The organism is Adlercreutzia faecimuris (genome assembly GCF_022669055.1).
Classification (GTDB): domain Bacteria; phylum Actinomycetota; class Coriobacteriia; order Coriobacteriales; family Eggerthellaceae; genus Enterorhabdus; species Enterorhabdus faecimuris.
In genome coordinates this window covers 859,402-882,345 of sequence record NZ_JAJMLW010000001.1, presented here as the reverse complement: position 1 = coordinate 882,345, position 22,944 = coordinate 859,402, and the positions used below count along the sequence as shown (strand labels likewise).

General features: G+C 69.2%; 15 protein-coding genes. 3 read left to right on the top strand and 12 right to left on the bottom strand.

Translation table 11 applies throughout. The features are described 5' to 3' along the window. Positions 1-6: 6 nt before the first annotated feature. Positions 7-2,559, bottom strand: coding sequence for a molybdopterin-dependent oxidoreductase (locus tag LPT13_RS03005; protein ID WP_242163376.1), 2,553 nt, complete (start codon positions 2,557-2,559; stop codon positions 7-9). A 319-nt stretch (positions 2,560-2,878) separates the two neighbouring features. Between LPT13_RS03005 and LPT13_RS03000 the strand changes: the two genes are divergently transcribed. The 3 genes from LPT13_RS03000 (at position 2,879) to LPT13_RS02990 (ending at position 5,177) form a co-directional block, all read left to right on the top strand. Beyond that, positions 2,879-3,541 carry a cyclic nucleotide-binding domain-containing protein gene (locus LPT13_RS03000; protein WP_242163374.1) on the top strand — a complete coding sequence of 221 codons (663 nt, stop codon included), beginning with the start codon at positions 2,879-2,881 and terminating at the stop codon, positions 3,539-3,541. Between the two features lie 294 nt (positions 3,542-3,835). Then, a complete protein-coding gene (locus LPT13_RS02995) occupies positions 3,836-4,330 on the top strand; it encodes an S-ribosylhomocysteine lyase (RefSeq protein ID WP_242163372.1) in 495 nt (164 codons plus the stop codon). Positions 4,331-4,358: 28 nt separating this feature from the next. Next, positions 4,359-5,177, top strand: a complete 819-nt coding sequence (locus LPT13_RS02990) for a 5'-methylthioadenosine/adenosylhomocysteine nucleosidase (protein ID WP_242163370.1) — start codon at positions 4,359-4,361, stop codon at positions 5,175-5,177. A gap of 562 nt (positions 5,178-5,739) precedes the next feature. Here LPT13_RS02990 and LPT13_RS02985 read toward each other — a convergent pair. The 11 genes from LPT13_RS02985 to nrfD (LPT13_RS02935) all read right to left on the bottom strand — a co-directional run bounded on the left by LPT13_RS02985 (position 5,740) and on the right by nrfD (LPT13_RS02935) (position 22,934). Further along, on the bottom strand, positions 5,740-7,077 hold the full coding sequence (locus tag LPT13_RS02985) for a radical SAM protein (protein ID WP_242163368.1): 1,338 nt from the start codon (positions 7,075-7,077) through the stop codon (positions 5,740-5,742). A gap of 612 nt (positions 7,078-7,689) precedes the next feature. After that, positions 7,690-8,943 carry an NrfD/PsrC family molybdoenzyme membrane anchor subunit gene (nrfD, locus tag LPT13_RS02980; RefSeq protein WP_242163366.1) on the bottom strand — a complete coding sequence of 418 codons (1,254 nt, stop codon included), beginning with the start codon at positions 8,941-8,943 and terminating at the stop codon, positions 7,690-7,692. A gap of 15 nt (positions 8,944-8,958) precedes the next feature. Next, complete coding sequence (locus LPT13_RS02975; RefSeq protein WP_242163364.1) at positions 8,959-9,588, bottom strand: 4Fe-4S dicluster domain-containing protein; 630 nt, start codon at positions 9,586-9,588, stop codon at positions 8,959-8,961. A 2-nt stretch (positions 9,589-9,590) separates the two neighbouring features. Beyond that, entirely contained in the window at positions 9,591-12,128 is a 2,538-nt protein-coding gene (locus LPT13_RS02970) for a molybdopterin-containing oxidoreductase family protein (RefSeq protein WP_242163362.1), read from the bottom strand. Between the two features lie 717 nt (positions 12,129-12,845). Next, on the bottom strand, positions 12,846-13,832 hold the full coding sequence (locus LPT13_RS02965) for a slipin family protein (RefSeq protein ID WP_242163361.1): 987 nt from the start codon (positions 13,830-13,832) through the stop codon (positions 12,846-12,848). Further along, the gene (locus LPT13_RS02960) at positions 13,825-14,400 is read right to left on the bottom strand and encodes a GntR family transcriptional regulator (RefSeq protein WP_242163359.1); all 576 of its coding nucleotides are present in this window, start codon (positions 14,398-14,400) and stop codon (positions 13,825-13,827) included. Before LPT13_RS02960 ends, LPT13_RS02965 begins: the two co-directional genes overlap by 8 nt. Before the next feature lie 4 nt (positions 14,401-14,404). Then, positions 14,405-15,442 (bottom strand): NrfD/PsrC family molybdoenzyme membrane anchor subunit, encoded by a 1,038-nt coding sequence (gene nrfD, locus LPT13_RS02955; protein WP_242163356.1) that lies wholly within the window; start codon positions 15,440-15,442, stop codon positions 14,405-14,407. Between the two features lie 890 nt (positions 15,443-16,332). After that, entirely contained in the window at positions 16,333-17,601 is a 1,269-nt protein-coding gene (nrfD, locus tag LPT13_RS02950) for an NrfD/PsrC family molybdoenzyme membrane anchor subunit (RefSeq protein ID WP_242163354.1), read from the bottom strand. Between the two features lie 14 nt (positions 17,602-17,615). After that, the gene (locus LPT13_RS02945; RefSeq protein WP_242163352.1) at positions 17,616-18,236 is read right to left on the bottom strand and encodes a 4Fe-4S dicluster domain-containing protein; all 621 of its coding nucleotides are present in this window, start codon (positions 18,234-18,236) and stop codon (positions 17,616-17,618) included. A 10-nt stretch (positions 18,237-18,246) separates the two neighbouring features. After that, complete coding sequence (locus tag LPT13_RS02940) at positions 18,247-20,706, bottom strand: molybdopterin-containing oxidoreductase family protein (RefSeq protein ID WP_242163350.1); 2,460 nt, start codon at positions 20,704-20,706, stop codon at positions 18,247-18,249. Positions 20,707-21,665: 959 nt separating this feature from the next. Continuing rightward, entirely contained in the window at positions 21,666-22,934 is a 1,269-nt protein-coding gene (nrfD, locus tag LPT13_RS02935) for an NrfD/PsrC family molybdoenzyme membrane anchor subunit (RefSeq protein ID WP_242163348.1), read from the bottom strand. Positions 22,935-22,944: the final 10 nt, after the last annotated feature.

The window sequence follows — 22,944 nt, the reverse complement described above, 5'->3', positions numbered from 1 at the left end:
TTCCCTCTACTCGGCAAGCGGAATGATCGGCGGCATCTCGCAGTCGGGCGGGAGCTCGATGCTGCCGACGTACTTCTCGTACTGGACCAAGTTCGAGTTCCATGAGTTGAGGAAGGGCGTCGTGGTCCGGTTGGACGAAGTGAGGATGTTGTCGGCGCCGGCGAGGTCGATGCCCGTGGCGCGGTCGATGCGCGCCGACGCGCCATGGGGCACCACGATCACGCCGGGCATGACGGTGCGCGTCACGGAGGCCGGGCGCAGGAACTGGCCGTTGCCGTTGAACACGCGCACGACATCGCCCGTCTTGATGCCGCGCTCCTCGGCATCCTGCTTGTTGATGAACACCGGGTTCTGGAGCGCCTCGCGCAGCCACGGCAGGTTGTCGCAGTCCGTGTGGGCGCGACGCAGATAGTGCAAGTGCGTCATCTGGACGGGATAGGGACCCTTGACCTTATGCTCCCAGTCCGTGAATGACGCCTGGTAGGTCTCGGGGGCCTCGAGGTGCTTGGGCAGCGGGCTCACGCGGACGAAGTCCATGATGCCCTCGCCGCCGTCGGCATAGCCGTTCACCCGGTCGAACCAATCCGACTTCGCCTGGCAGTAGATCTCGAACTTGCCCGACGCGGTGGTGGGCAGCGGATTGGCCTCCGGATCAGCCACGAAGGCCGCGAAGGGCTGTGCCATCGGGTTCGCCCACGGATCGTCGTAGGAGCGCTCCTGGCGATAGCCGCCCTCGTCGAGGTACTGCTCGAGCGGCATGATGCCTTCCTGCGGCTCGCCCTCAACGCCATAGCGATCCAGGTCGGCTTCGGTCACCGACGCAATGGGCCGAGGCCCGTCGGGGTACATGACGGCGCTCTGCGTGATCTGCTCGAACCAGCACTGCTCATCGGACTTGGGGTTCATCGCCTCGTAGTCGAAGCCCAGGCGCGCGGCGACGCCGGCTGCCACCTCGCGATCGGAGCGGCTCTCGCCAACGCGCGGGATGGGCGCGCGCGAGGCGAAGGAGCACTCCTTGTCCTTCATGTTGGTGCCGCCGTAGAGGTGCGCCTGCGCGTTCTCCCAGCGCGTGGTGACGGGAACCACCACGTCGGCATACTGGGCGTCGACCTTCATGTAGTAGGCCGACGCGAAGACGAAGCCCACCTTGCGGAACGCCTCGATGCCCCGGTTGGTGTTTGCCTGCGACGCGAGGAAGTTGTTCGCCTCGGAGATGAGCACGCGAACGTCGCACGTCTCGCGGACGGGCTCATGCACCTCGCAGCCGGGGAAGTTGTTGCCAGCGTCCCAGTACTCGCCGTCGAGGATGGCATCCCAGATGGAGTCGAGGGAGACGCACTTCCCCACCGGGTTGCCCGCGTTGGTGAAGCGCACCGGCGTGCCGCTGTAGGGGACGTGCACGAGGATGCCGCTGTTCATGGCGCCGTAGTACTGGTCGTTGGCGCACGAGTTGCCCGGCGTGCCGAAGTGCCCGCCCATGGCCGCGATGGTCATGAGCATCTGCGGGTAGTTCTCCGAGCCCTTGCAGCGCGCCGGCGCCGAGTTGGAATGGAAGGACACCCGGTTCTTGCAGCTGTTGATGTCGGCGAAGAGGTCGATGAGCTCGACGGGCGTGCCGCAGATCTCGCTGGCCCACTCCTGGGTCTTCGGGATGCCGTCGGACATGCCCAGCACGTAGTCGCGGAAGCTCTCGTCAGTCCGAGCGTCAGCCGGCATGTGCGCGGCATCGAAGCCGACGGTGCAGCGGTCGAGGAAATCCCAGTCGATGAGCGAGCCGTCCTCATCGCGCGTGATCATGGAATAGGCGACGCCGAGCAAGAGCGCCGTGTCGGTGCCGGGGCGCACGGGAATCCACTGGGCGTTCGCGAAGCCGGCCGTGAAGGAGTACTCGGGGCCGACGAACACGAACTTCGCGCCCTTCTCCTTGGCATGCTTCAGGTACAGCGACGCCTGCCCGAAGGCGCACCAGGCGGCATTGTGACCCATGAGCACGATGTAGTCAGAGTTCTCCAAATCCATGCGGTCATTGGAGCTGCCGTAGAGCTCCCCAAAGCCAAACTGCGGGTTGGCCAGGCCGAACGTGCCGGTCGACTGGGTGCCTGTGCAGTCAAGGTAGCCGCCGAACGCCGCGAGAACCTGTCCCAGGTAGCCCTCGAGGTTGATCATGTTCATGTAGAGGATCGACTCGTTACCGGCCTCCTCCTTCGCGGCCTTGAGCTCGTCGGCGAGATAGTCGAGCGCCTCATCCCAGCTGATGCGCTCCCACTCGTCAACGCCGCGCAGCTCACGATGCGGATCCTCGGGGCTCCAGTGCCGGCGTTTCATCGGGTGCCTGAGGCGATCCTCGCCGAGCACCTGCTGACGCATGGCGTGCCCCATGGGGCACGAGCGCATCTGAGGACGCTCCCAGGTGTCCTCGTGCACGTCGTCGGTCTTCATGCGCAGGATCTCCCCATCCCGGACGAGGGCCTTGATCAGGCAGCGACCCCCGCAGTTATGCCAGCAGGGAACGGATACCCACTGAGCGCCCTCCTCGCCTTTCCTCAACTTCACGTCCATAGGCCTTGCTCCTCTCTCAAGCCGCATCAGACGATGCGGGGACATGCGACCGAGTATAGAGAGCGCGTAGTCCCCGCGTCGTGCGCTATACTGCACGGTGATGCGGCATTTGCCGCACAGGCGCAAATGGCGAGGGGCATGGAGCGGGGGCCGGCAGACCGGCAGGCTGCCGAGCTGGCGGCGCGAGCACGACCGGCAGTGCGAGCGCGGTTGGCGGCGCGAGCGCGACTGGCGGCGCGAGCGCGACTGGCGGCGCGAGCGCGATCGCCGCAAAGCAAGCCCGCGCCATCTGACGCATGCCCGCGATGAGAAGGGAGCCGTGGTGTTCTGCTCCGACAACGCGTTCTGCGCGTCGCTACCCGCCGGCGAACGGGCCCGCTTGTGCGAGGGGTGCCGCAAGCGCCTGGTGAAAGCGGGATCCATCGACCTTTCCGACCGTATGGCGGAAGAGAACGCAATCGTGCTGGACGGCGCGCTGCTCGCAGTCGCCCGCACCGGCGAGGGCGCGTCACGGGCCCCCTCGCCGACGATGTCATCGCTCTGCCTGCCCGGGCGCTTCCTGTCCCAGGAGGTCATCTTCCACCTGCGAGGGGACGTTCCCGCCTCATCGGTCACCATGGAGTACCTGACCGACTGCTGCGTCGCTAGCTTCAGCCCGGCGTTCATCGGGCGCCTCTACGACGAAAGCCGGCTGTTCGCCCAACGGCTCCACGAATCGGACATCCAGCTTCTCTTCGACCATGCCACCTACATCGGCTCGCTGCGCGCCGAGGGCGCCTTTGCCAAGACCGCGCTGCTCGTCCAGCAGCTCGCGCAGCAGCGGCTGTTCGTGCCCAACAACAGCCTGGCGCTGCTGCTCGCCTGCGACCGCACCACCGTGTCGCGTGCGATGGCCCGCATTCGCCGCGAGCTGCCCGACCTCTGGGCCGCCTTCGAGGCAAGCCGCCACCGATCCATCGAGATGCTGCGCCCCGAGGCCTAGCGGAGCGGGCCGTCCCCACGCGAGCTCTGCGCGAATCGGGCAGGCGCCAGCCCCTCCCCAACGCGCAAGGGGGCCGATGCGCGAGCGGCGCACCACCTGCCCGCTCGTCCCCGGCGCCACACCCGCATGCCGACCACCCGTCGCGACCCGCGCGCCACGCGCCCGCCGTCCCGCAGACCGGGCGCATCCGGAGCCGTTGCGCTACACTAGACGCTGCTTATCGCGCGGACGTCGCCAGGCCCTTGAGCGCGCCGCCTCATCGGGGCCGCGGCCCCCTGGAACCGAGGAGCCACCATGGAGCGAATCGCCAGTTTCTGCGTCGACCACAACGCGCTGGAGCCGGGCGTCTACGTGTCGCGCAGCGACGCCGACCCCGCCACCGGCTGCGTCACCACCACCTTCGACCTGCGCATGGCCGCGCCCAACCGCGAGCCGGTGCTGGACACCGCCGCCGTGCACGCCCTGGAGCACCTGGGCGCCACCTTCCTGCGCAACGACGCCGAGTGGGCCGACCGCGTCATCTACTTCGGGCCCATGGGCTGCCGCACCGGCTTCTACCTGGTGGTGTTCGGCGCGTGCGAGCCGGCCGACGTGGCCCCGCTGGTGACGCGCCTATTCGAGTTCGCGCGCGACTTCGAGGGCGAGATCCCCGGCGCGCGGCCCGAGGAGTGCGGCAACTACCACGACTCCGACCTGGCCCAGGCCCAGTGGTGGGCGCGCCGCTACGTGGCCGACACCCTAAGCTGCCTGGACGAGGCCCACACCACCTACCCGGCGCTGCTCGCCTAGCCGACGCCGACGCCCCGAAGGACGTATCATGACGAATCCCCAGGTGAAATACGGAATCATCGGCGCCATGGACGTGGAGGTGGCGCTGCTCAAGGAGGCCATGGGCGCCCCTGCGGGAGGGTGCGGCGCGACGGTCGGCGACGCCCTGGGGGCCGCCGCCGACCACGACCCGCGCGCCGTGGGGCAGGGCCCGCTGCCCGGCGACGGCGCCGCGCCCGCCCCGGGCCCCCGGATCATCCGCGTGGCGGGGATGGACTTCTGCGAGGGCGCCATCAGCGGCGTGCCCTGCGTGGTGGTGCGGTGCGGCGTGGGCATGGTGAACGCGGCGGCCTGCGCCCAGGCGCTCATCGACCGCTTCGCCGTGAACGCCGTGGTGAACACGGGCGTGGGCGGCTCGCTGGACGCGACCATCGACATCGGCGACGTGGTGGTGGCCACCGACGCGGTGAACTGGCCCATGGACGTGGCCAACCTGGGCTACGCGGCGGGGCAGACCCCCGGCATGGACGTGCTGGCCTTCCCCGCCGACGCGAGCCTGCGGGCCGCGGCCGTCACGGCCGCCCGGGCCGAGGGCGTGGCGGCCCACGAGGGCCGCGTGGCCTCGGGCGACCGGTTCGTGCGCGACGCCGCCGAAAAGGAGCGCATCGCGACCGCGTTCGGCGCGCGCTGCTGCGAGATGGAGGGCGCCGCCATCGCCCAGGTGTGCCACCTGAACGCCGTGCCCTGCGCCATCGTGCGCGCCATCTCCGACAAGGCCGACGGCTCGGACGCGGTGGACTACCCCGTCTTCGAGGCCGCCGCCGCCCGCCACTGCGCCGCCCTCGTGCGCCGCATGATCGCCGGCTAGCGGGCACGCGGGCACCTGCGGGGTGCGCCGGAACGCGCTCGCGACGGGACGTCGGCGCCGAGGCGCGCTGACTGCCGGAGCCGACCAGCGAGGGCGCGCCGCGCAGGCGCCGCCGAGCCGCGCCGTCGGCAAGGCGCCCAAGGCGGCGGGCGCCCAGCCCCGATTCGCGGCTTCGCCGAGCGCCCGCGACGGCATCGGCGGAGCGCGCGGCGATCGCCGCCGCGAAATCGCGTCGAAATGGCACTGATTGACGGTTCGGTACTGTCGCGTGCGCCGCCAGGAAGGTTCGGGGCCGCACCCATAAAACGTCACCTGGGCAAACGCCGGCGACGCGGGAGCCAGGCGCCCGCCCTGGAGCCTCGGCACCGTACCGAACCGTCAATCAGTGCCAGCGAACACCGAAAAAGTGGCGGCGGCGGGCAACGACGGGCGGGCGCCCCAGGGGGACGTCGGAGACGGCAACGTCCCCTGCGTCCCCGCGCCCGACGACCCGTCGGCAACGCCAGACGCAGGGGTGGCGACGCGCGCCGGCGGGCGCCCCCCCGCGGCCGCCCGCCAAGGCCTAGGCAGGGTACTCCAGCTTGAGCTCGCGCAGGCGCCACGTGCCGCCGGGGCCGTCGGGCTGGGCGACGTTGACCGAGCGCGCCACGGCCAAGCCATCCAGCACCACACGGTGAGACGGGTGCGTGGCCAGGCTGCCATCCTCGACGTGCTCGACGAACGGGACGCCCGCCGCGCGCAGGCGCTCGCGAGCACGGGGCGCATCGTCGTCGAACACCTTGAGCGTGCGGTAGAAGAAGTCGCCCTCGTCCAGCTGGTAGAGGCCCTCGTCCACCGAAGGCGCGGCGGCGAGGCTGGCCTGGAGAATCTGGTCGCGGTTCTTGTTGTCGAGCGAGCAGTAGTGCACGCCCAGGGAAAGCCCCTCGTCCAGGGCCCACTCCAGCAGCTCAAGGCAAGCGCGCTCGCTGCCGGCGATGGGCAGGCCGCCCGCGTAGCCGTAATCGTAGAGCACCTCGAAGGCGGGGTTCCTCACCTTGAGGCCGCGACGGCGATACTCGCCCCAGTCACCGTAGGGATAGCAGAACTCCAGCAGGTTGATCCCGAAGAGCCCCCGGTCGTCCATGCCGCGCAGCAGCGCGCGCATCGCGTCCTCGGTGCCGGGGATGACCGGCATCTCCACCATCACGTCGGGGATGGCCTCGTGGGCGAGCGCGAGCGTGGCCAGGGCCGCGTCGACGGCGGCGCGATCGGCCTCGGGCCCGTCGCCGAGCTTCACCGACAGCCGCATCTCCTGGAGCCCCGCGTCGGCGAGCGCCCGGGCCGCCTCCCCGTCCAGGAAGTCACCGGCCGTGTAGAGGCGCAGGTGGACATCGGGCGCCGCATCGTGGATACGGCGGAAGAACTCCTCGGCCTCGGGCTTGTGCAGCAGCGGCTCGCCGCCGGTCAGCGCCGCGTGGGTGGGCGCGTCGGGAGCGGCCAGGAAGGCGTCGACCTCGTCGCGCCAGCGCGGCTTGAGGCGCAGGTTCTGCTCGTAGTCCTCCTGGTTGACGTTGAAACAGAAGTAGCAGGAGCGGTTGCACTGCAGAGACAGGAAGAACGTGCGGCTGCCGCGGTCGCCCGTGCAGGCGAGGCACGCCGACGAGATGCGTCCCGTCGACACGCTGGCCCCGCCGTTGCGGAAGCAGGCGCCCTTGTCGCGCAGGCGCTCGCGCACGGCGGCAATGGCGGGAGCATCGGCGCCGCGTGGGGCGAAGTCGATGCCGCAGGCGCGCAGACTTTCCATCCACTCCCGCTCGATGGCGGCGTACTCGTCGAGCCACGCGGCCAGGGTGGGCCGGGCGGCAAGCACGGCGGGATCGGGCGCAGACGAGGAACTGCTCGGGGCATCGAAGGCGTTCACGGGCATCCTTTCGAGACGGCGGCCGCGGAAAAACGAGGGTTCGCGCAAATTCGCGCGGTTTTGCACTCCGGAAAAGCAGGATAGCGCGCCCCCTGATGACCGTGCGCCGCAAAGGCCCAGGTCGCGAAAACAACAGGTCCGAGATAGAAGCCAAAGGGCGGGGCAGGCGGGTGCAAAACCGCGCGAATTTGCATCGGCAGGGCGAAAAACCAGCGTCGCGGGTCCCACAGGGGGGGGTAAACCGATCCGGCCCGATGGAAGGCAGCCGGCCCCATGGGGAGCAGCTGGCCCAACCCGTGAGGACGGCCGACCAAGTCCCGGACACAGGCCGATCCGACCTCGCGGAAGCTGGTCGACTGCGTAAAGGAGCCGAGCCGATGCAGCCACGCGAAACGCCGACCCAGCGCCTCGTGGAGCCCGGTCGGCTCGATGGCCACGCGAAACCCGCGGCCCCGCCAGCCCGCAGACCTCGCCCCCTGGCGCGGCGGTCAGGCACCGCGTCCTAGCCCCGACGCACTGCCTCGCCCAAAGCAGACGCGCCCGCGGGCCAAGGGGCGCGCGGGCGCAGAAGGGAGGTCGCGCCGGGGAGGGGCTCCGGCGCGACGCGGAGCGCTAGTCCTGCGGCCGCAGCGGCAGGAACTTCACGCCCAGCAGGAAGACGAGCACGGCCAGCGCGACCACGCCCAGGGCGACGCCCCACTCGATGGGGGCCGGCCAGTACACCATGCCCTGGTAGGCGCCGGCCATGCCGGACTCCCAGCCCGTGACGGTCATGGGGCCCACCGGGCCGGGCAGGCCGATGTTGGCGATCTGGAAGCCGCCGACGAGCAGCTGCACGCGCTTGCACAGGATGGCCACGATGGCGCACAGGCCGGCCGCGACCATGAGGGGCGTCGTGCGCAGGCTCGGCACCAGGCAGATGACGGCGGCGACGGCGCAGAGGACCACCTCGCCCCAGAAGAAGGGCGCGAGCGGGCCCGCGGTGAGCATCTCGACCACGGCCAGGCCGCCCGCGGCCGGGAAGGCCTCGGTGAGCAGGTCGCAGCCGAAGAAGTAGAGGTCGACGAGCACGAAGGCGGCCAGCAGCTTGGCGAGCCTGACCAGGTTCGCCTGGTCGAGGGCGAGGTAGCCCGCGGCGCGCAGGGCGGCCGCCACGCACATCACGAGGCCGGTGCCGCACACGAGGGCCGACGACACGAACCACGGGGCCAGCAGCGCCGTGTGCCACATCTCGCGGCCCTGCTGCAGGCCGAAGATCCAGGCGGTCACGGAGTGCACGAGGATCGCGCACACGAGGGCCACCACGCTGATGACGCGCAGGGCGGTGTGGGAGACCTTGCCCTGCTCGGCCCGCACCTGCGCCCACAGGTACACGCAGGAGAGGATCAGGTAGGTGCCCAGCACGATGATGTCCCACATGAGCGGGCTGCCCAGGTTGGAGTACGCGAAGAGCTCCCAGAGGCGCAGCGGCTGGCCGAGGTCGACCACCACCATGCCGATGGCGGCCACGGTGCAGGCGATCGAGCTCATGACGGCCACCTTGGAGATGCCGCCGAAGCCCCTGATGCCGAACGCCTTGGGCACCGACGAGATGATGAGGCCGCCCGCGGACAGGCCCACGAAGAACATGAACATGGTGATGTAGAGGCCCCAGGAGTCCAGGTTGCGCATGGCGGTCTGGACCATGCCGCCCGAGAGCTGCACCGCCCACAGCGCGATGCCGATCGCGGTGAGCACGGCGGCCACGCCGATTCCGACGGTCAGGCCCCTGCCGCCCCAGGCCGCGGCCTTGGCGCCGGCCCTCTCCTTGGCCGGGGCGAAGTCCATGTCGTCGTCGAGAACGGCGACGTTGCTAGTGTCAGTCATGGTCGTCATCCTTTCCTAGACGAGGTAGTACACGGACGGCTTGGTGCCCATCTCGGGCAGGAGCTGGATGTACTGGCGCTTCGCGATCAGCTTGCTCACCTCGGACTCGGGATCGTTGAGATCCCCGAAGAAGCGGGCGCGACCGATGCACACCTCCATGCAGGCAGGCTGGAGATCCTTGGCCAAGCGGTGCCAGCACATGGTGCACTTCTCCACCGTGTGCTTTTGATGCGGCACGACGTCGGCATCGCCCACGGCGAAGTCCACGTGGTAGCCGGGTTCCTCCCAGTTGAAGGAGCGAACGCCGGTGTAGGGGCAGGCGCTCATGCACATGCGGCAGCCGATGCACTTGTCGTAGTCTTGGCGCACGACGCCGGTCTCCGGATCCTTGTAGGTGGCGCCCACGGGGCACACCTTCACGCAGGCCGGGTTCTCGCAGTGCTGGCAGGACAGCGTGATGGTCTGCATGGAGAGGTTGGGGTAAGTTCCGCTCGGAGAGTCCATGTTGGAGCCGCCCACATTCAGGATGCGGTTCCACCACACCTCGTTGGGCAGGTTGTTCTCGATCTTGCAGGCAACCGCACAGCTGTTGCAGGCGATGCAACGCTTCGTGTCGACGACGATGGCGAGTCTCTTGTCAACCATTTTTACGCCTCCTTCCAAGCGCGAACCTCAACGAGGTTGTCGAAGTAGCTCTCGTTCACACCTACGGGGTCATAGGCCGAGGTGAGCAGTTCGGACCAGCAGCCCGCCTTATGCTGGGACATCTGCCAGCTCTTGGGATACACCATGCATCCGGGGCGAATGGCGTCGTTGTACACGAGCTTCGCGACTGCATGGCCTCGGTCGTTGTAGACCTCGACGTACTCGCCATCCGCCAGGCCGCGGGCCTCCGCATCGGCGGGGTTGATCTTGACCGTCGGCTCCGGATCGAGCTCGCGGAGGTACTTGTTGTCCGAGAACATAGAGTGGACGCGGAACCGGGGGCGCTCGCTCAGGAGGATGAGCTTGTACTTATCCCACTGCGGGCTGCCCTCGTAGGCCTCCGTCGGGTTGAAGTAGCGCGGCAGATGTTCGCGGTCGCGGTCATATTCCTGACCCATGTCGAACTGGAGCTCGGGCTCCTCGACGTAGAACTCCATGCGGCCGGAGGGAGTCATGAAGCTGTTGCCCGCCCAGGGGATCCAGGGCTTGGTGGACTTGTAGTACAGGTCTTCCTTCTCCTTGAGCTCGTCAAAGGAGATGCCGCGGGCCGCCAGAGCCGGCGTGTCGAGAATCTTGTGGCAGTACTCCTCGTCCGTAAGCGGGAAGAGGTCGGGATAGCCCATGCCGGCGGCGAGCAGGCGCAGGATGTCGGAGTCCGTCTTGGACTCGTAGAGCGGATCAATGGCCTTGGCGTTGTACTCATAGCACTGGGCGCCGGTGAGCAGAACAATGTCCTCGGCCTCGAACCAATGACAGGCCGGCAGGACGATATCGGAGTAGTGCACCGTGTCAGTGTAGGTGTAGTCCGCCGTCACGAGGAGCTCGAGGTTGCCGAGAATGTCATTGAGATACTCGTTGGTGTTCACCTGGTTGGTAATGGGGTTGCCCGAGTAGACGTAGAGGGCCTTGATGGGATGATCCTTGCCCATGTACTTGCCCGTGCGCATGATCTCCGGAAGGAAGAGCGCCGAGATGAGCGGATTCTTGGCCGCCGTCATGTTGGGGAGCAGCATGTTCGTGCCCGAACCGGAATTCCAATTGCACGCGCCCGTGCCCGCGCCCGAATAGCCGATCTGGCCCGTGAGAGCCGCCATGGTGATGGCCGCATGGGCAGCATGCACACCGTTAGTGTAGGAGTTGGATCCCCACCCGAGGCGATGGATGCAGGGGCCGTCGAGGGCGATGTGGGCGAGCTCGACGATATCCTCGGCGGGAATCTTGCAGATGTCGGAGGCCTTCTCAGGCGGATACTGCATGACCTCTTCTTTGAGCAGGGTGTAGGCCGTGGCGCACTCCACGTCGCCGAACTGATAGGTGCCCTCGAGCTGGGGGTCGGTGGCGTCCTCCACCGCCTTCACCACGCCGTCGGCGTCGAGGACGGCATAGGGATCGATCAGCTTGGTCCCAGCGCCGGCGCTTGCGCCAGTAGCGCCGTAGTTGACGCTTGAAGAACGAGCAGCGTCGATGTTGGTGGCCTGGGCCTCAACCGGCACCTCACGTGGGGCTACGCCAAGGTCGCTCATGTGCAGGAACTTGCCCGTGTCGGAGCGCACGAGGAAGGGCGCGACGGTGTGATCCTTCATGAAGGGCTTGTTGATGGCGTCCTCGTCGATCATCACGTACATCATCGACAGGGTGAGGGCAGCGTCCGTAGCCGGCTGGATGGGAATCCACAGGTCGGCCTTGGAGGCGAGCTGGGTGTAGATGGGGTCGATGACCACGAGCTTCACGCCAGCCTCGACGGCGTTGGCCACGTGCGGCCAATCCTGCGCCTGGGCGTCGGTGATGTTAGCGCCCCAGACAAAGACCGTCTTCGAGTTGATATAGTCCTGGGTGGAGTTGAGCACCCAGTCGCCGAGGCTGCCCACGACGCGGTTGATGCCGCGGGTATTGGCCTGGTCGCGGGCAATCTTGATCTGCGTCGCGTTGATCTTGTTGAACAGCACGTTGAACAGGGGGCTGCCCACGCCGTTGATGGAAGCCAGGTTGCCGCTGCCGCGTGTGTAGGCAACCGCCTGGTCGCCGTACTCGGCCTGGATGCGCTTCCATTCGTCGGTGATCTCTTTGATGGCCTCGTCCCAGGTGATACGCTCCCACTGGCCGCTGCCGCGCTCACCGGCACGGCGCATCGGGTACTGGATGCGCCGCTCGCCGTAGACGGTGTACGGGTGGCTCAGGCCGCGTAGGCAGATACGATCCCACGCCCCGCCCTCAGGCCAGGAGTTGAAGGGACGCCGGCTGGTCTTCACCACCTTGCCGTCGCGCACGTGAACGTTGATCTTGCACTGACCGAAGCAGTTGCCACGGCAGACGCCGCAGACGAGCTGCTCGCCTTCGCCGGCGACCTGTCCAGTGCCGTACTCGGCCGCAAGCGCCGTCAGCGTCGGCGCTGCGGCGCCCGCGGCGGCGACGCCAGCCAGGGCAGCCGTGGTCTTCAGAAAGCCGCGACGCGTGAGGGCGCCGCTTTTGGTCTCTGCCATCTCTCCTCCTCTTGATGCCGTTGGGCTGCGTGGCTGCGTCCGTCGACGAGCAGCGCTTCCCCACCCTACGTTCAGAGAATCGGCCGATTCAGCTAGTGTCACCATAACAACTTGTCCTAGGATATTCAATAGTTATCCTAGGACAAGTTGGAGGTTGATTATTCTATTTTGAGAATATCCCCCTTGCCTGGGGCGCGATTGTAGCGGATGGGGAGGCGCTTGCAGCTGAGGGGTTTCGCCTGCTTGCGCTGTTGGCGAGACTGGAACCGCTGCGTTGCCGGGCGTTGGCGGGGCGGGGCGACTCGGGTTAGGGTCGGAGTCGGTCCCTTGCGGGGCCGCCGATGGCGGGCGCAGGAGGGGATCCGCACAGTTTTCGCCGGTAAATTGGCCAGAATCGACGGTTTGACGACGTTTCCGGCCCCCAAGGCGCGCCTCTCGGCCCTAATCCGGCAGTCCGTGAAAGCAAGCCACGCCGTGACCTGGGGTTTCTTCCGACCCACCCTTCAGACCAAACGAAAGCATGTCGCCAAACCGTCGATTCTGGCCAATTTACGCGCCCGTTTTGCGCGCGAGGGGGGGTGGCGGCGCTCTCGCTTTGCGGGGGGGCGCCCGGTGCCGGCGCGCTCGTTTTGCGCGCGGGGGCCCGGTGCCGGCGCGCTCGCGCCTCACGCCCGCAGCCCGGCTCATTCGCGCCTTGCGCCCCCGCGGCTCGGCGCGCTACCTCCCCAACGCCTTCGCCACGTCCTCGAGCGCGCTGGCACCGGCACCTTCGCCGAAGCCGTCAGCGAAGGAGCTCGGCAGCACCACGGTGCCGCCGGTCTCGCGCACGCTCTCGTACATAAGGTGCATGCGGCGCACGTCGAGCGCGTTCTCGCTGCCCTCGTAGGCCTCCCCTATCTCGGCGGCCATGTCGGCGATGGCCTGCTCGGCCTCCATGAGGATGATGCGCGCCTTCTTCCGCTGCTCGGCCTGGGCCTCGAGCGACATGGCCTCCTGGAGCGCCTCGGGCACGATGATGTCGCGGATCTCCACAGACAGCACCGTGATGCCCCACTCCGACACCTTCTCGTCGAGCACCTTGGTCAGCTCCTGGTCGAGCTGGTTGCGGCGGATGGTGATGCCGGCCACGGTGGAGCGGCCGATGGCGTCGCGCAGGGCGGTCTGGGCCGCCAGCTGCACGGCCAGGCTGTAGTTGTTGATCTCCATGCACGCCTTCTCGGCGTCCCACACCATCCAATAGAGCACCGCGTCGATGTCGAGCGGGATGAGGTCGGCCGTGAGGGTCTCCTTGGCGCCGAAGGGGATGGAGCGCGTGCGCATGTCCACGTAGAGCGCGCAGTGCTCGACGATGGGCCAGGTGAACACGAGCCCCGGCCCCGACACGCGGTTGAGCCGGCCCAGGCGCAGCACGACGATGCGCTCCCACTGCTGGCAGACGTGGATGCCTGACACGGCCAGCCATCCCAGCGCGATGCCGGCGAGGATGCCGCCGAGGCCCAGCTCGCCCGCCGCCGCCATCCACCCGACCTGCACCAGGGCGAACGCCACGACGAACAGCGCCGTCGAGAAGATGAGCGCGCCCGCGCGCGATGCGGTGCGGTCGGTCTCGATCACCTGGGAGTCCACCACCACGCCGCGCTGCCCGCGCGCCGCGCCCGCCAGCCGCCCGGAGGCATCGCCGTCCCCTCTTCCCCTTCTAGCCATCTCCACGCTCCCTTTCCATGTCGCGGATCTTCTTCTTGATGCGCCTGCTCACGTCATCGAAGTCGAGGCCCATGGCCAGGCAGGCGTCCACGCAGTCCTCGATGAGGGTGTCCACCGACTCCAGCTTCTCGCTCTTCTCGGGGCTGACCTCGCGGACGGTGGTGCCCTTGCCGGGGCGGGACTCGATGTAGCCCTCGTCCATCAGGCTGATGTAGGCCTTGTTCACCGTGTTGAAGTTGATGGATATCTCGGCCGCCAGCCCGCGCACGGTGGGCAGCTTCTCGCCGGGCTTGAAGTGGCCGCTGGTGATGAGGTACGCCAGGCGGTTGCGCAGCTGGAGCCACGGCGGCAGGTCGCTTCTCTTGTCTACCTCGAATAGGATCACAGGTCCTGCTTCCTTCAGCCGGGCGGCGTCGGTGCCGCGGGCGCGGCGGCGCGGGGCGGCGGAGTCGTCGCGGGCGGGGCGCTCGTCGCGGGCGTCGCGGGTGTCGCGCGTGGAGCGCCCGTCGCGGGTGTCGCGTGTGGAGCGCCCGTCGCGGGTGTCGCGGGTGTCGGAACCATTATGCACGACCTCACCCCATCCCCAGGGCCGCGGCCACGAAAGCGGCCACATCCGGGGCCGTGGCCGCCTGCACGACACACCAGCGAAGGGCGAGGCCGCCCGCCAGCAGGCAGGCCGCCACGGCCAGCTGGGCGCGGGGCGTCGGGTCGGCGACGGCGAGCTCGGCGGCGAGCGGCGCGATGAGGCCGAGGCCCACCACGAGCAGCCAGAAGCTCGGCGCCAGCGCGCCGCCGACGAGCTGGGCGGCCGAGGCGCGGGCGGCGTCGCCGGACACGAGGGCGTCGGCGATGAGGGCGGCGAGCAGGGCCGCCTCGACGACGATGGCCGCCGCATCGGCGCGACGCACGCGGCCGAGCGTGGACTGGAACGCGTCCGGCGCGGGGCCGAGGGCGACGGCGCCCGTGAGCAGGCCCAGGCCGCTCGAGGCCGCCGAGGCGACGAAGAGCGCCGGCAGCCAGGGGGAATGCCAGAAGGCGATGGCCTGCAGGCTGGCCAGGAACAGGCCGGTGTAGGCCATGACCGCGATGCCGGCCGCCACGCAGCCGACGCGCGCCGCGGCCGCCAGGCCGCGCGGGGGCGCCATGCCGAGCGCCCACTGGGCGACGGGCGCCAGCGCGCACAGGACGAGCGCGCCCAGCAGGTAGGCGCCGACGGCGATGTAGGAGGGCGTGGGGCTGGTCAGCAGGACGATCAGCCGGTCGGGGCGGCCGAGGTCGGCCAGGAGGCAGGCCATGCCCAGGAGCACGGCGATCAGGCCGGCGCCGTAGGCGGGGCCGAGGAAGGGACGCAGCGCCTCGCGGGGAACGGCGGGCGCGATGAGCGCGCCAGCCGGGGCGAGGCGGCGCGGACGCGGGCGCCAGGCGCCGGAGCGGTGCGCGGTGGGCGCGGCGAGGACGCGGCGGGCCGGCGCGGGGGCGGCGCCCGCGAGGCCCGGGACGGCGTAGCGCGCGCCAAGCGGCGTGAGCTGCTCGAGCACCGCGGCGGCCACGAGCGCGCCGGCGCCGGCGCCGGCCAGGAAGAGGTACCACACCGAGAGGTCCCCCAGCACGTCCCGCCCCCTTCCCTGCCTTCGCCGCGCCGCGCCCCGCAGGGCGCGTGGCGCGTTCGTTCCGCATGCCATGCCGCACCGCGCTACCGCGCTGCGCGTGGGCTGCGTGGCGCACCGCGCGGGCGCCGCGCGCCACCGGGTGCAGTGACGCCACGTATTCCGTGTGCCGCGCGTGGGTCGCGTGGCGCGTTCGCGCCATATGCCGCGTCGCCGGGGTGCGCGTGGTATCGCATGTTCCGTGCGCTGCGCCCCGCCGGGGTACGCCGATGCCACGTGTTCCGCACACCGCACCCCACCTCACGCGCTCCACGCCCCACGCGGCCCGATTCCATTAGCCTAGGACAACTTCGTCCCGTATGGTAGCCGCGGGCGGGGGCCCTGGCAAGAGGCGCGTTCGGGAGGCCCCGGTTCGAAAGGGCGAGCCCTCCCGCGTATACCCCGTGTAGTTCTGACTTGCAAAATGGCCTGAAACGACGGTTTGACGACAACAGAGCCTGCCCCCGCCGGACGGGAATCGGAGTATCCCCAGGCCACGGGCTTCAGCCTCGGCGCTGTTGACGGCGGGACGACCCGGAAGGGGCCCTCTTCGGCCCCGAAGCGTCGTCAAACCGGCGATTCCGACCATTTTGCGGAGCAAAGCCGCACGGAGAGTGCGGATGCAAGGGCGATGGCGATGTGCCGCCAGCCCATCGGCGCGAGCGAAGCCGCGCGGCGGCGCGGATGCGGGACGGGCGCGCGAACCGAGGAAGACGGGGAAAGCCCGGCGCCCCCTGCCGGAGGGACGGCAGGGGGCGCCGGAGGGAGGGGCGCGCCGGGGAGGGAGTCGGCGCGCCCGCGCGGATGGCCGCCGCCCCGTCTGCGGGGAGGCGGGACGGCGCGGATCGGAGAGGCTAGTCCTGCTTCGGGCGCAGCGGCAGGTACTTGACGCCCAGGAGGAAGACGCAGACGCCGAGGGCGACGACGCCGAGGGCCACGCCCCACTCGATGGGGGCCGGCCAGTAGACCATGCCCGTATAGGCGCCCTGGAGGCCGGACTCCCAGCCGGTGACGGTGGCGGGGGTCACGGGGCCGGCCAGGTCCAGGTTCGTCAGCTGGAAGCCGCCGACGAGGAGCTGCACGCGCTTGCAGAGGATGGCGAGGATGGCGGCCACCGAGGCCGCGACGAGCAGCGGGGTCGTGCGCAGGGAGGGCACGAGGCAGATCACGGCCGCGACGGCGCAAAGCACTATCTCGCCCCAGAAGAAGGGCGCGAGCGGGCCGGACGTGAGCATCGCGACGACCTCCATGCCCCCGGCGGCCGGGAAGGCCTCGGTGAGCAGGTCGCAGCCGAAGAAGTAGAGGTCGACGAGGACGAAGACGGCCAGGAGCTTGGCGAGCTTGACCTGGTTGTCACGCCCGAACTCGATGTAGCCCGCCCTGGACAGGCCCGCGCACACCGCAAGCACGAGGCCGGTGCCGCAGACGAGGGCCGAGGACACGAACCACGGGGCCAGCAGCGCCGTGTGCCACATCTCGCGGCCCTGCTGCAGGCCGAAGATCCAGGCGGTCACGGAGTGCACGAGCACGGCGCACACGAGCGCCACCACGCTGATGACGCGCAGGGCCGTCGCCGACACCCTGCCGGCCTCGGCCCGCACCTGCGCCCAGAGGTACACGCAGGACAGGATGAGGTAGGTCCCCAGCACGATGATGTCCCACATCAGCGGGCTCCCCAGGTTGGAGTACGCGAACAGCTCCCACAGGCGCAGGGGCTGCCCCAGGTCGACCACCACGAACGCGATGGCCGCGACCGTGGCGGCGATGGAGGACATGACGGCCACCTTGGAGATCCCGCCGAAGCCGCGGATCCCGAAGGCCTTCGGCACCGACGAGATGATGAGGCCGCCGGCGGAGAGCCCGACGAATAACATGAACATCGTGATGTAGAGGCCCCACGAGTCGAGGTTCCTCATGGCCGTCTGCACCATGCCGCCGGAGAGCTGCATGACCCAGAGCACGATGCCGATCAGGGCGATCAGGGCGCTCACGGCGATGCCGGCGGTCAGGCCCTTCCCGCCCCAGGCAGCCGCCCGGGCGCCGGCCGCCTCGCGGGCCTTCGGCGCCGCGGCCGGGTTGAAGTCGTCGTCGATGACGCCGACGCCGTTGTTGATATCAGACATGGTCGTCATCCTTTCTACACGAGGTAATACACAGACGGCTTGGTGCCCTCGTCGGGCAGAAGCTGCTGGTAGCTGCGGGTGGCGACCAGCTTCGCCACCTCGCTTTCCGGGTCGTCCAGATCGCCCCAGAAGCGGGCGCGCACGGGGCAGAGCTCCATGCAGGCGGGCGTCTCGCCCTGGGAGGTGCGCTGGTAGCAGAACGTGCACTTCTCGACGACGTGCTTCTGATGCGGCGCCGCGTCGGCATCGCCGGTCGCGAAGCCGATGGAGTAGGCCGGCTCCTCCCAGTTGAACGAGCGCACGCCCGTGTAGGGGCAGGCCGCCATGCACATGCGGCAGCCGATGCACTTGTCGTAGTCCTGGCGCACGATCCCCGTGTCGGGATCCTTGTACGTCGCGCCGACCGGGCACACCTTGACGCAGGCCGGGTTCTCGCAGTGCTGGCAGCTCACGGGCGTGAAGTCCACCTTGGCGTGGGGGAACTCGCCGCGCATCGTCTCGAACTCCTCGCCGCCGTCGGAGAGCACCCGGTTCCACCACACGCCGTCGGGCAGCCCGTTGGCCGACTTGCACGACATCGCGCACGTCCAGCAGCCGATGCAGCGCTTCTGGTCGATGACCATTCCGTATCTCATGACAGCCCCCTTACGCCTTCTCGATCTGGATCAGGCAGTCACTGTAGTTCTCGTTGTTGCAGACCTCGTTTTCCGAGCCGGAGGTCACGTACTGGTAGTGGCCCTCGATGAACATGTCCTCCATGCAGCCGTGCGGCAGGTTCGCCATGCCCTTGGGCATGCTCGGGTCGACCACGGCCTTCACCTTGAAGGCGCCGCGGTCGTTGAACACGCGCACCACGTCGCGGTTGGCGATGCCGCGCTCGGCGGCGTCCTCCACGCTCACGTGGATCACCGGCTCGGGCTTGACCTCCTTGATCCACGGCGTCTCGCGGAACTGGGTGTGGGTGCTCCAGCGGCCGTGGAACTGGACGAAGACGATGGGGTACTTGTCAGCCAGGGGGTTCTTCTCGAACTTGTCGACCGTGGTCGGCCACGCCTCGAAGGGCGGCTCGAAGTAGGGCAGCCGCTCGCGCTCCACGTCGATCTTCTGGCCGTGGTCGAGGCGCGCCGCGGGCTTCTCCAGGTAGAACTGGGCCTTCTTGGTTGCCGTGCCGAACACGCCGTCGGCGCCGTCGCACCAGCCCTCGGGGCGGCAGCGGACGCACTTCTCCGCCTTCACGCGATCCCACGTGATGGCGCTGTCGGCCGACCACCCCTTGAAGTTCGACCAGTTCACGATGTTCTCGAGCATGGTGAGGTCGTCGTCGGGGTACAGGTTGTCGAAGCCCATGCCGTCGGCCAGCAGCTTGCAGATGTCCAGGTCGCTCTTGGCCTCGTGCAGAGGCTCCATGCACTTCTCCTGGAGGATCACGTACGGGGTGATGGCGCGGGTGGAGATGTCGTTCACTTCGAACCAGTGGGCGCAGGGCAGCACGATGTCGGCCCACTTCACCGTGTCGGTCATGCGCATGTCGGTGACCACGATGAAGTCGATCTTCTTGATGGCCTCGAGCATCTCGGCCTTGCCGGCGGTGTTGCCGATGACGTTGCCCGAGTAGACGTAGACGCTCTTGATGACGGCGTCCTTGTCGCCGTACTTGCCCTCGTTCATGATGCGGGGCAGCTGCGACACGTAGTACTGCGGGCCGTTGTTCTTGCCCGGCACGACGAAGTACTTCATCGAGATGCACTTGGCGGCCGACTTGGACACGCCGTTGCTCGTGCCCGGCTTGCCGAGGTTGCCCGTCAGCATGAGCAGCGCGGCGGTGGACATATACATGGGGTGGCTGTTGCCGGCGTGGCCGAAGCCGAACGACGTGTAGATGCACGACGGGCCGTCGGCCACGTCATGGGCGATCTCGTACACGTCGTCGACCGCCATGCCGCACACCTCGGCGGCGCGCTCGGGCGTCCACTCGTCGACGCGCTCCTTGAGCAGCTCGAGTGCCGTGGTCACCTCCACGCCGTTCACCGTGAACGTGCCCCACAGAGCCGGCGTCGCCACCGTGTCCTGGGGCACCGCGGCGCCGGAGGCCTCGTCCCAGACGAGCACCTTCTTCCCCGCCGCCTCGTCGGCCTCGCCGAGGTCGGCCGCGCGCAGGTAGGCGCCGGTGTCCTTGCGCACCAGGAAGGGGGCGACGGTGGCCTTGCGCAGGAAGGCGTCGTCGGTCAGCCCCTCGTCGATGACGATGCGGCAGCACGCCATGGCGAGCGCCGTGTCGGAGTTGGCGCGGATGGGGATGTAGCGGTCGGCGCGGCTGGCGGACATGGTGCAGATGGGGTCGATGGCCGTCACCTTGCACCCGTTGTCCTGGGCGTCCAGGATGAAGCGCCAATCGTGCGGGCGCGACTCGACGGGGTTGGTGCCCCAGATGAAGATGTGCTTGGCCTCGCGCAGCGTGGTGGCCTCGTTCCACGGGCCGAAGGTGGCGCTGTCGCCGATGGTCAGGCTGTTCATGTAGATGCCGGAGTAGTCGGCGCCGGTCATGATGGACGACGCCTGCATGGCGCGGGTGAAGCGGCGCCACGCCGAGCCGAGGAACCCGTGGAGCGCGCCGTCGTTGCCGGCCAGGTACCACTGGGCGATGGAGGAGTCGCCGTACTGCTCGCGGTAGCCCTTCCACTTCTCGCAGATGGTGGAGATGGCCTCCTCCCAGCTGATGCGCTCGAACTCGCCGGAGCCGCGCTCGCCGACGCGCTTCATCGGGTACTTGAGGCGGTTGGGGTCGTAGATGCGCTGCGGGTGCGTGATGCCGCGCGTGCAGATGCGGGACATGCCCGTGCCGTCGTCATCGGCGAAGATGTGCGGCGCCACGCGGGCGACGCGGCCGTCGCGCACGTGGATGTCGAGGGCGCAGCCGCCGAGGCAGTTGCCGCGGCAGTAGCCCGAGAAGACCTGGTCGCCCGTGTCGGGCAGCTTGTCGTCCGCATGGGCGGACAGCGTGGTGGTCGCGGCGCCGGCGAGGGCCGCCGCTCCGGCGAGGGCGCCGGTGGCCTTGAGGAAGCCGCGCCTCGTGAGCCCGCCGTGCGGGCTGGTGGTTCCTGACATCTCTCCTCCTCGAAGATAGCCAGGATATCCCCTCGCACCGACGCGTCGGCCCGGGCGCGCGTGCGCCGCGGCCTGCCGCTGTCGGATGCCCGGCGCCGTCCCCTCCGTCGGATGGGCGCCGCGCGCGACCGCCCCGGCGCACCCCTGCGCCTTGGCGGACGTTCCGCGCCTTCGCATCGACGGCGCCTCGGCGCGCCCCCGCGCCTCGGCGTCGATGCCTGAGATACCCTTTCGGAGCGCCTCGGCGTCCCTTTGCCCGCTCGCCGCCCATCTTCTCGCAGCCCGCGGGCGCGCCGCCGCGCTCCCCCTTTACTTCCCAGAATCGGCCGGATTCTTCTTGTCATAGTCTGTCATACGCAGAGGAGGGATGTCAAGAAGAAATGTAGGGCAGCCTATGACAAGAGGATGCGCGCCGGGTCGGCGTGGGGAGGAGGCCCGTGAAAAAGCGGCGCCTCCGTGCAAATTCGGGCGGTTTTGCACTCCCCGAAGCGAGAAGACCGACGCCCTGGAAGAGCCGGCGCGACAAAGCCCCAGGTCGCTGAAGGAACCGAGGGCGGGCTGGCCAGCCGAAGGGCGACAGCCGGGTGCAAAACCGCCCGAATTTGCGTCGAGGGCGCGATTTCCCGAGTTTTGGCGGCGCCCCTCCCCCGCCAGGGCGCCCGAACAAAGAGGCGCCGCCCCGGCGCTGGGTAGGCGCGGGGCGGCGCGGCGGCCGGGTGTCTGAAGATGGGCCCGGCCGGTCGGGGGCGCCGCAAAGGGTGGGCGGCGGAGACCCCGACTGCCTGGTTGCCCGCAGTCGCCGTGCGGGCGGCGCGGGTTTCACGCGCCCGCTGCGAGGCGAGACGCGGGCCATCCGCGGCCGCCGGGCGGGCGGCGCGGGCTCCGCGGCCTGCGCGCGGCAGGCGCGGGGGAAGCCCGCGGCCCGGCGGGAGGGGTGCCGGGTCGCGGGCGGGAGTAGGCTAGTCCTGCTTCGGGCGCAGCGGCAGGTAGCGCAGGCCGGCCAGCAGGATGAGGGCGCCGAGCGCGATGACGCCCAGGGTGACGCCCCACTCGATCATCGTCGGCCAGTACACCAGCCCCTGGTAGGCGCCGGAAATGCCGGACTCCCAGCCGGTGACGGTCATGGGCGTCACGGGGCCGGCCATCTCCAGGTTCGTGATCTGGAAGCCGCCGATCAGCAGCTGGACGCGCTTGCAGAAGATGGCGGCGATGGCCAGCGCCGACGCGCCGACGATGAGGCCGGGGCGGCGCAGCGACGGGGTGAAGCACACCACGGCGCACGCCACGCAGCCGATGACCTCCACCCAGAAGAACGGGGCGAGCGGGCCGGATACGAGCATGTCCACCACGGCCATGCCGCCGGCGGCGGGGAACGCCTCGGTGAGCAGGTCGCAGCCGAAGAAGTACAGGTCGACGCAGATGAAGGCGCCCAGCAGCTTGGCAAGCTTCGTCACGTTCGCCTGGTCGAGCGCCAGGTAGCCGGCCTTGCGCAGCGCCACCACCACGATGGCGACGAGCGCGGTGCCGCACACGAGCGCGGAACTCACGAACCACGGGGCCAGGAGCGCCGTGTGCCACATCTCGCGGCCCTGCTGAAGCCCGAAGATCCACGCGGTCACACTGTGCACCAGCACGGCGCACACGAGCGCCACCACCGAGATCACGCGCAGGGCGGTCGCCGACACGCGGCCGCGCTCGTTCTGCAGCGTGGCCCACAGGTACACGCAGGACAGGATGAGGTAGGTGCCCAACACGATGATGTCCCACATCAGCGGCGACCCCAGGTTCGAGTAGGCGAAGAGCTCCCACAGGCGCATCGGCTGGCCGAGGTCGACCACCACGAAGGCGATGGCGCACACGGTGGCGGCGATGGACGTCCACACGGCCACCTTCGAGATGCCGCCGAAGCCCGCGATGCCGAACGCCTTGGGCACCGAGCTGATGATGAGGCCGCCGGCCGACAGGCCCACGAAGAACATGAAGTTGGTGATGTAGAGGCCCCAGGAATCGAGGTTGCGCATGCCGGTCTGCACCATGCCGCCGGAGAGCTGGATCACCCACAGCACGATGCCGAGCACGGCCAGCGCGGCGGACACGCCGATGGCGACGGTGAGGCCCCTGCCGCCCCAGGCCGCCGCCCGGACACCGGCCGCCTCGCGGGCGCCAGGCGCCGCAGCCGGGTTGAAGTCGTCGTCGATGACGCCGACGCCGTTGTTGATATCAGACATAGTCGTCATC

What these genes read in the sequence shown, in the direction of transcription:
- LPT13_RS03005 (WP_242163376.1), bottom strand. Translation starts at nt 2,559, where the DNA reads ATGGACGTGAAGTTGAGGAAAGGCGAGGAGGGCGCTCAGTGGGTATCC.
- LPT13_RS02995 (WP_242163372.1), top strand. Translation starts at nt 3,836, where the DNA reads ATGGAGCGAATCGCCAGTTTCTGCGTCGACCACAACGCGCTGGAGCCG.
- LPT13_RS02990 (WP_242163370.1), top strand. Translation starts at nt 4,359, where the DNA reads ATGACGAATCCCCAGGTGAAATACGGAATCATCGGCGCCATGGACGTG.
- nrfD (WP_242163366.1), bottom strand. Translation starts at nt 8,943, where the DNA reads ATGACTGACACTAGCAACGTCGCCGTTCTCGACGACGACATGGACTTC.
- LPT13_RS02975 (WP_242163364.1), bottom strand. Translation starts at nt 9,588, where the DNA reads ATGGTTGACAAGAGACTCGCCATCGTCGTCGACACGAAGCGTTGCATC.
- LPT13_RS02970 (WP_242163362.1), bottom strand. Translation starts at nt 12,128, where the DNA reads ATGGCAGAGACCAAAAGCGGCGCCCTCACGCGTCGCGGCTTTCTGAAG.
- LPT13_RS02965 (WP_242163361.1), bottom strand. Translation starts at nt 13,832, where the DNA reads ATGGCTAGAAGGGGAAGAGGGGACGGCGATGCCTCCGGGCGGCTGGCG.
- nrfD (WP_242163354.1), bottom strand. Translation starts at nt 17,601, where the DNA reads ATGTCTGATATCAACAACGGCGTCGGCGTCATCGACGACGACTTCAAC.
- LPT13_RS02945 (WP_242163352.1), bottom strand. Translation starts at nt 18,236, where the DNA reads ATGAGATACGGAATGGTCATCGACCAGAAGCGCTGCATCGGCTGCTGG.
- LPT13_RS02940 (WP_242163350.1), bottom strand. Translation starts at nt 20,706, where the DNA reads ATGTCAGGAACCACCAGCCCGCACGGCGGGCTCACGAGGCGCGGCTTC.
- nrfD (WP_242163348.1), bottom strand. Translation starts at nt 22,934, where the DNA reads ATGTCTGATATCAACAACGGCGTCGGCGTCATCGACGACGACTTCAAC.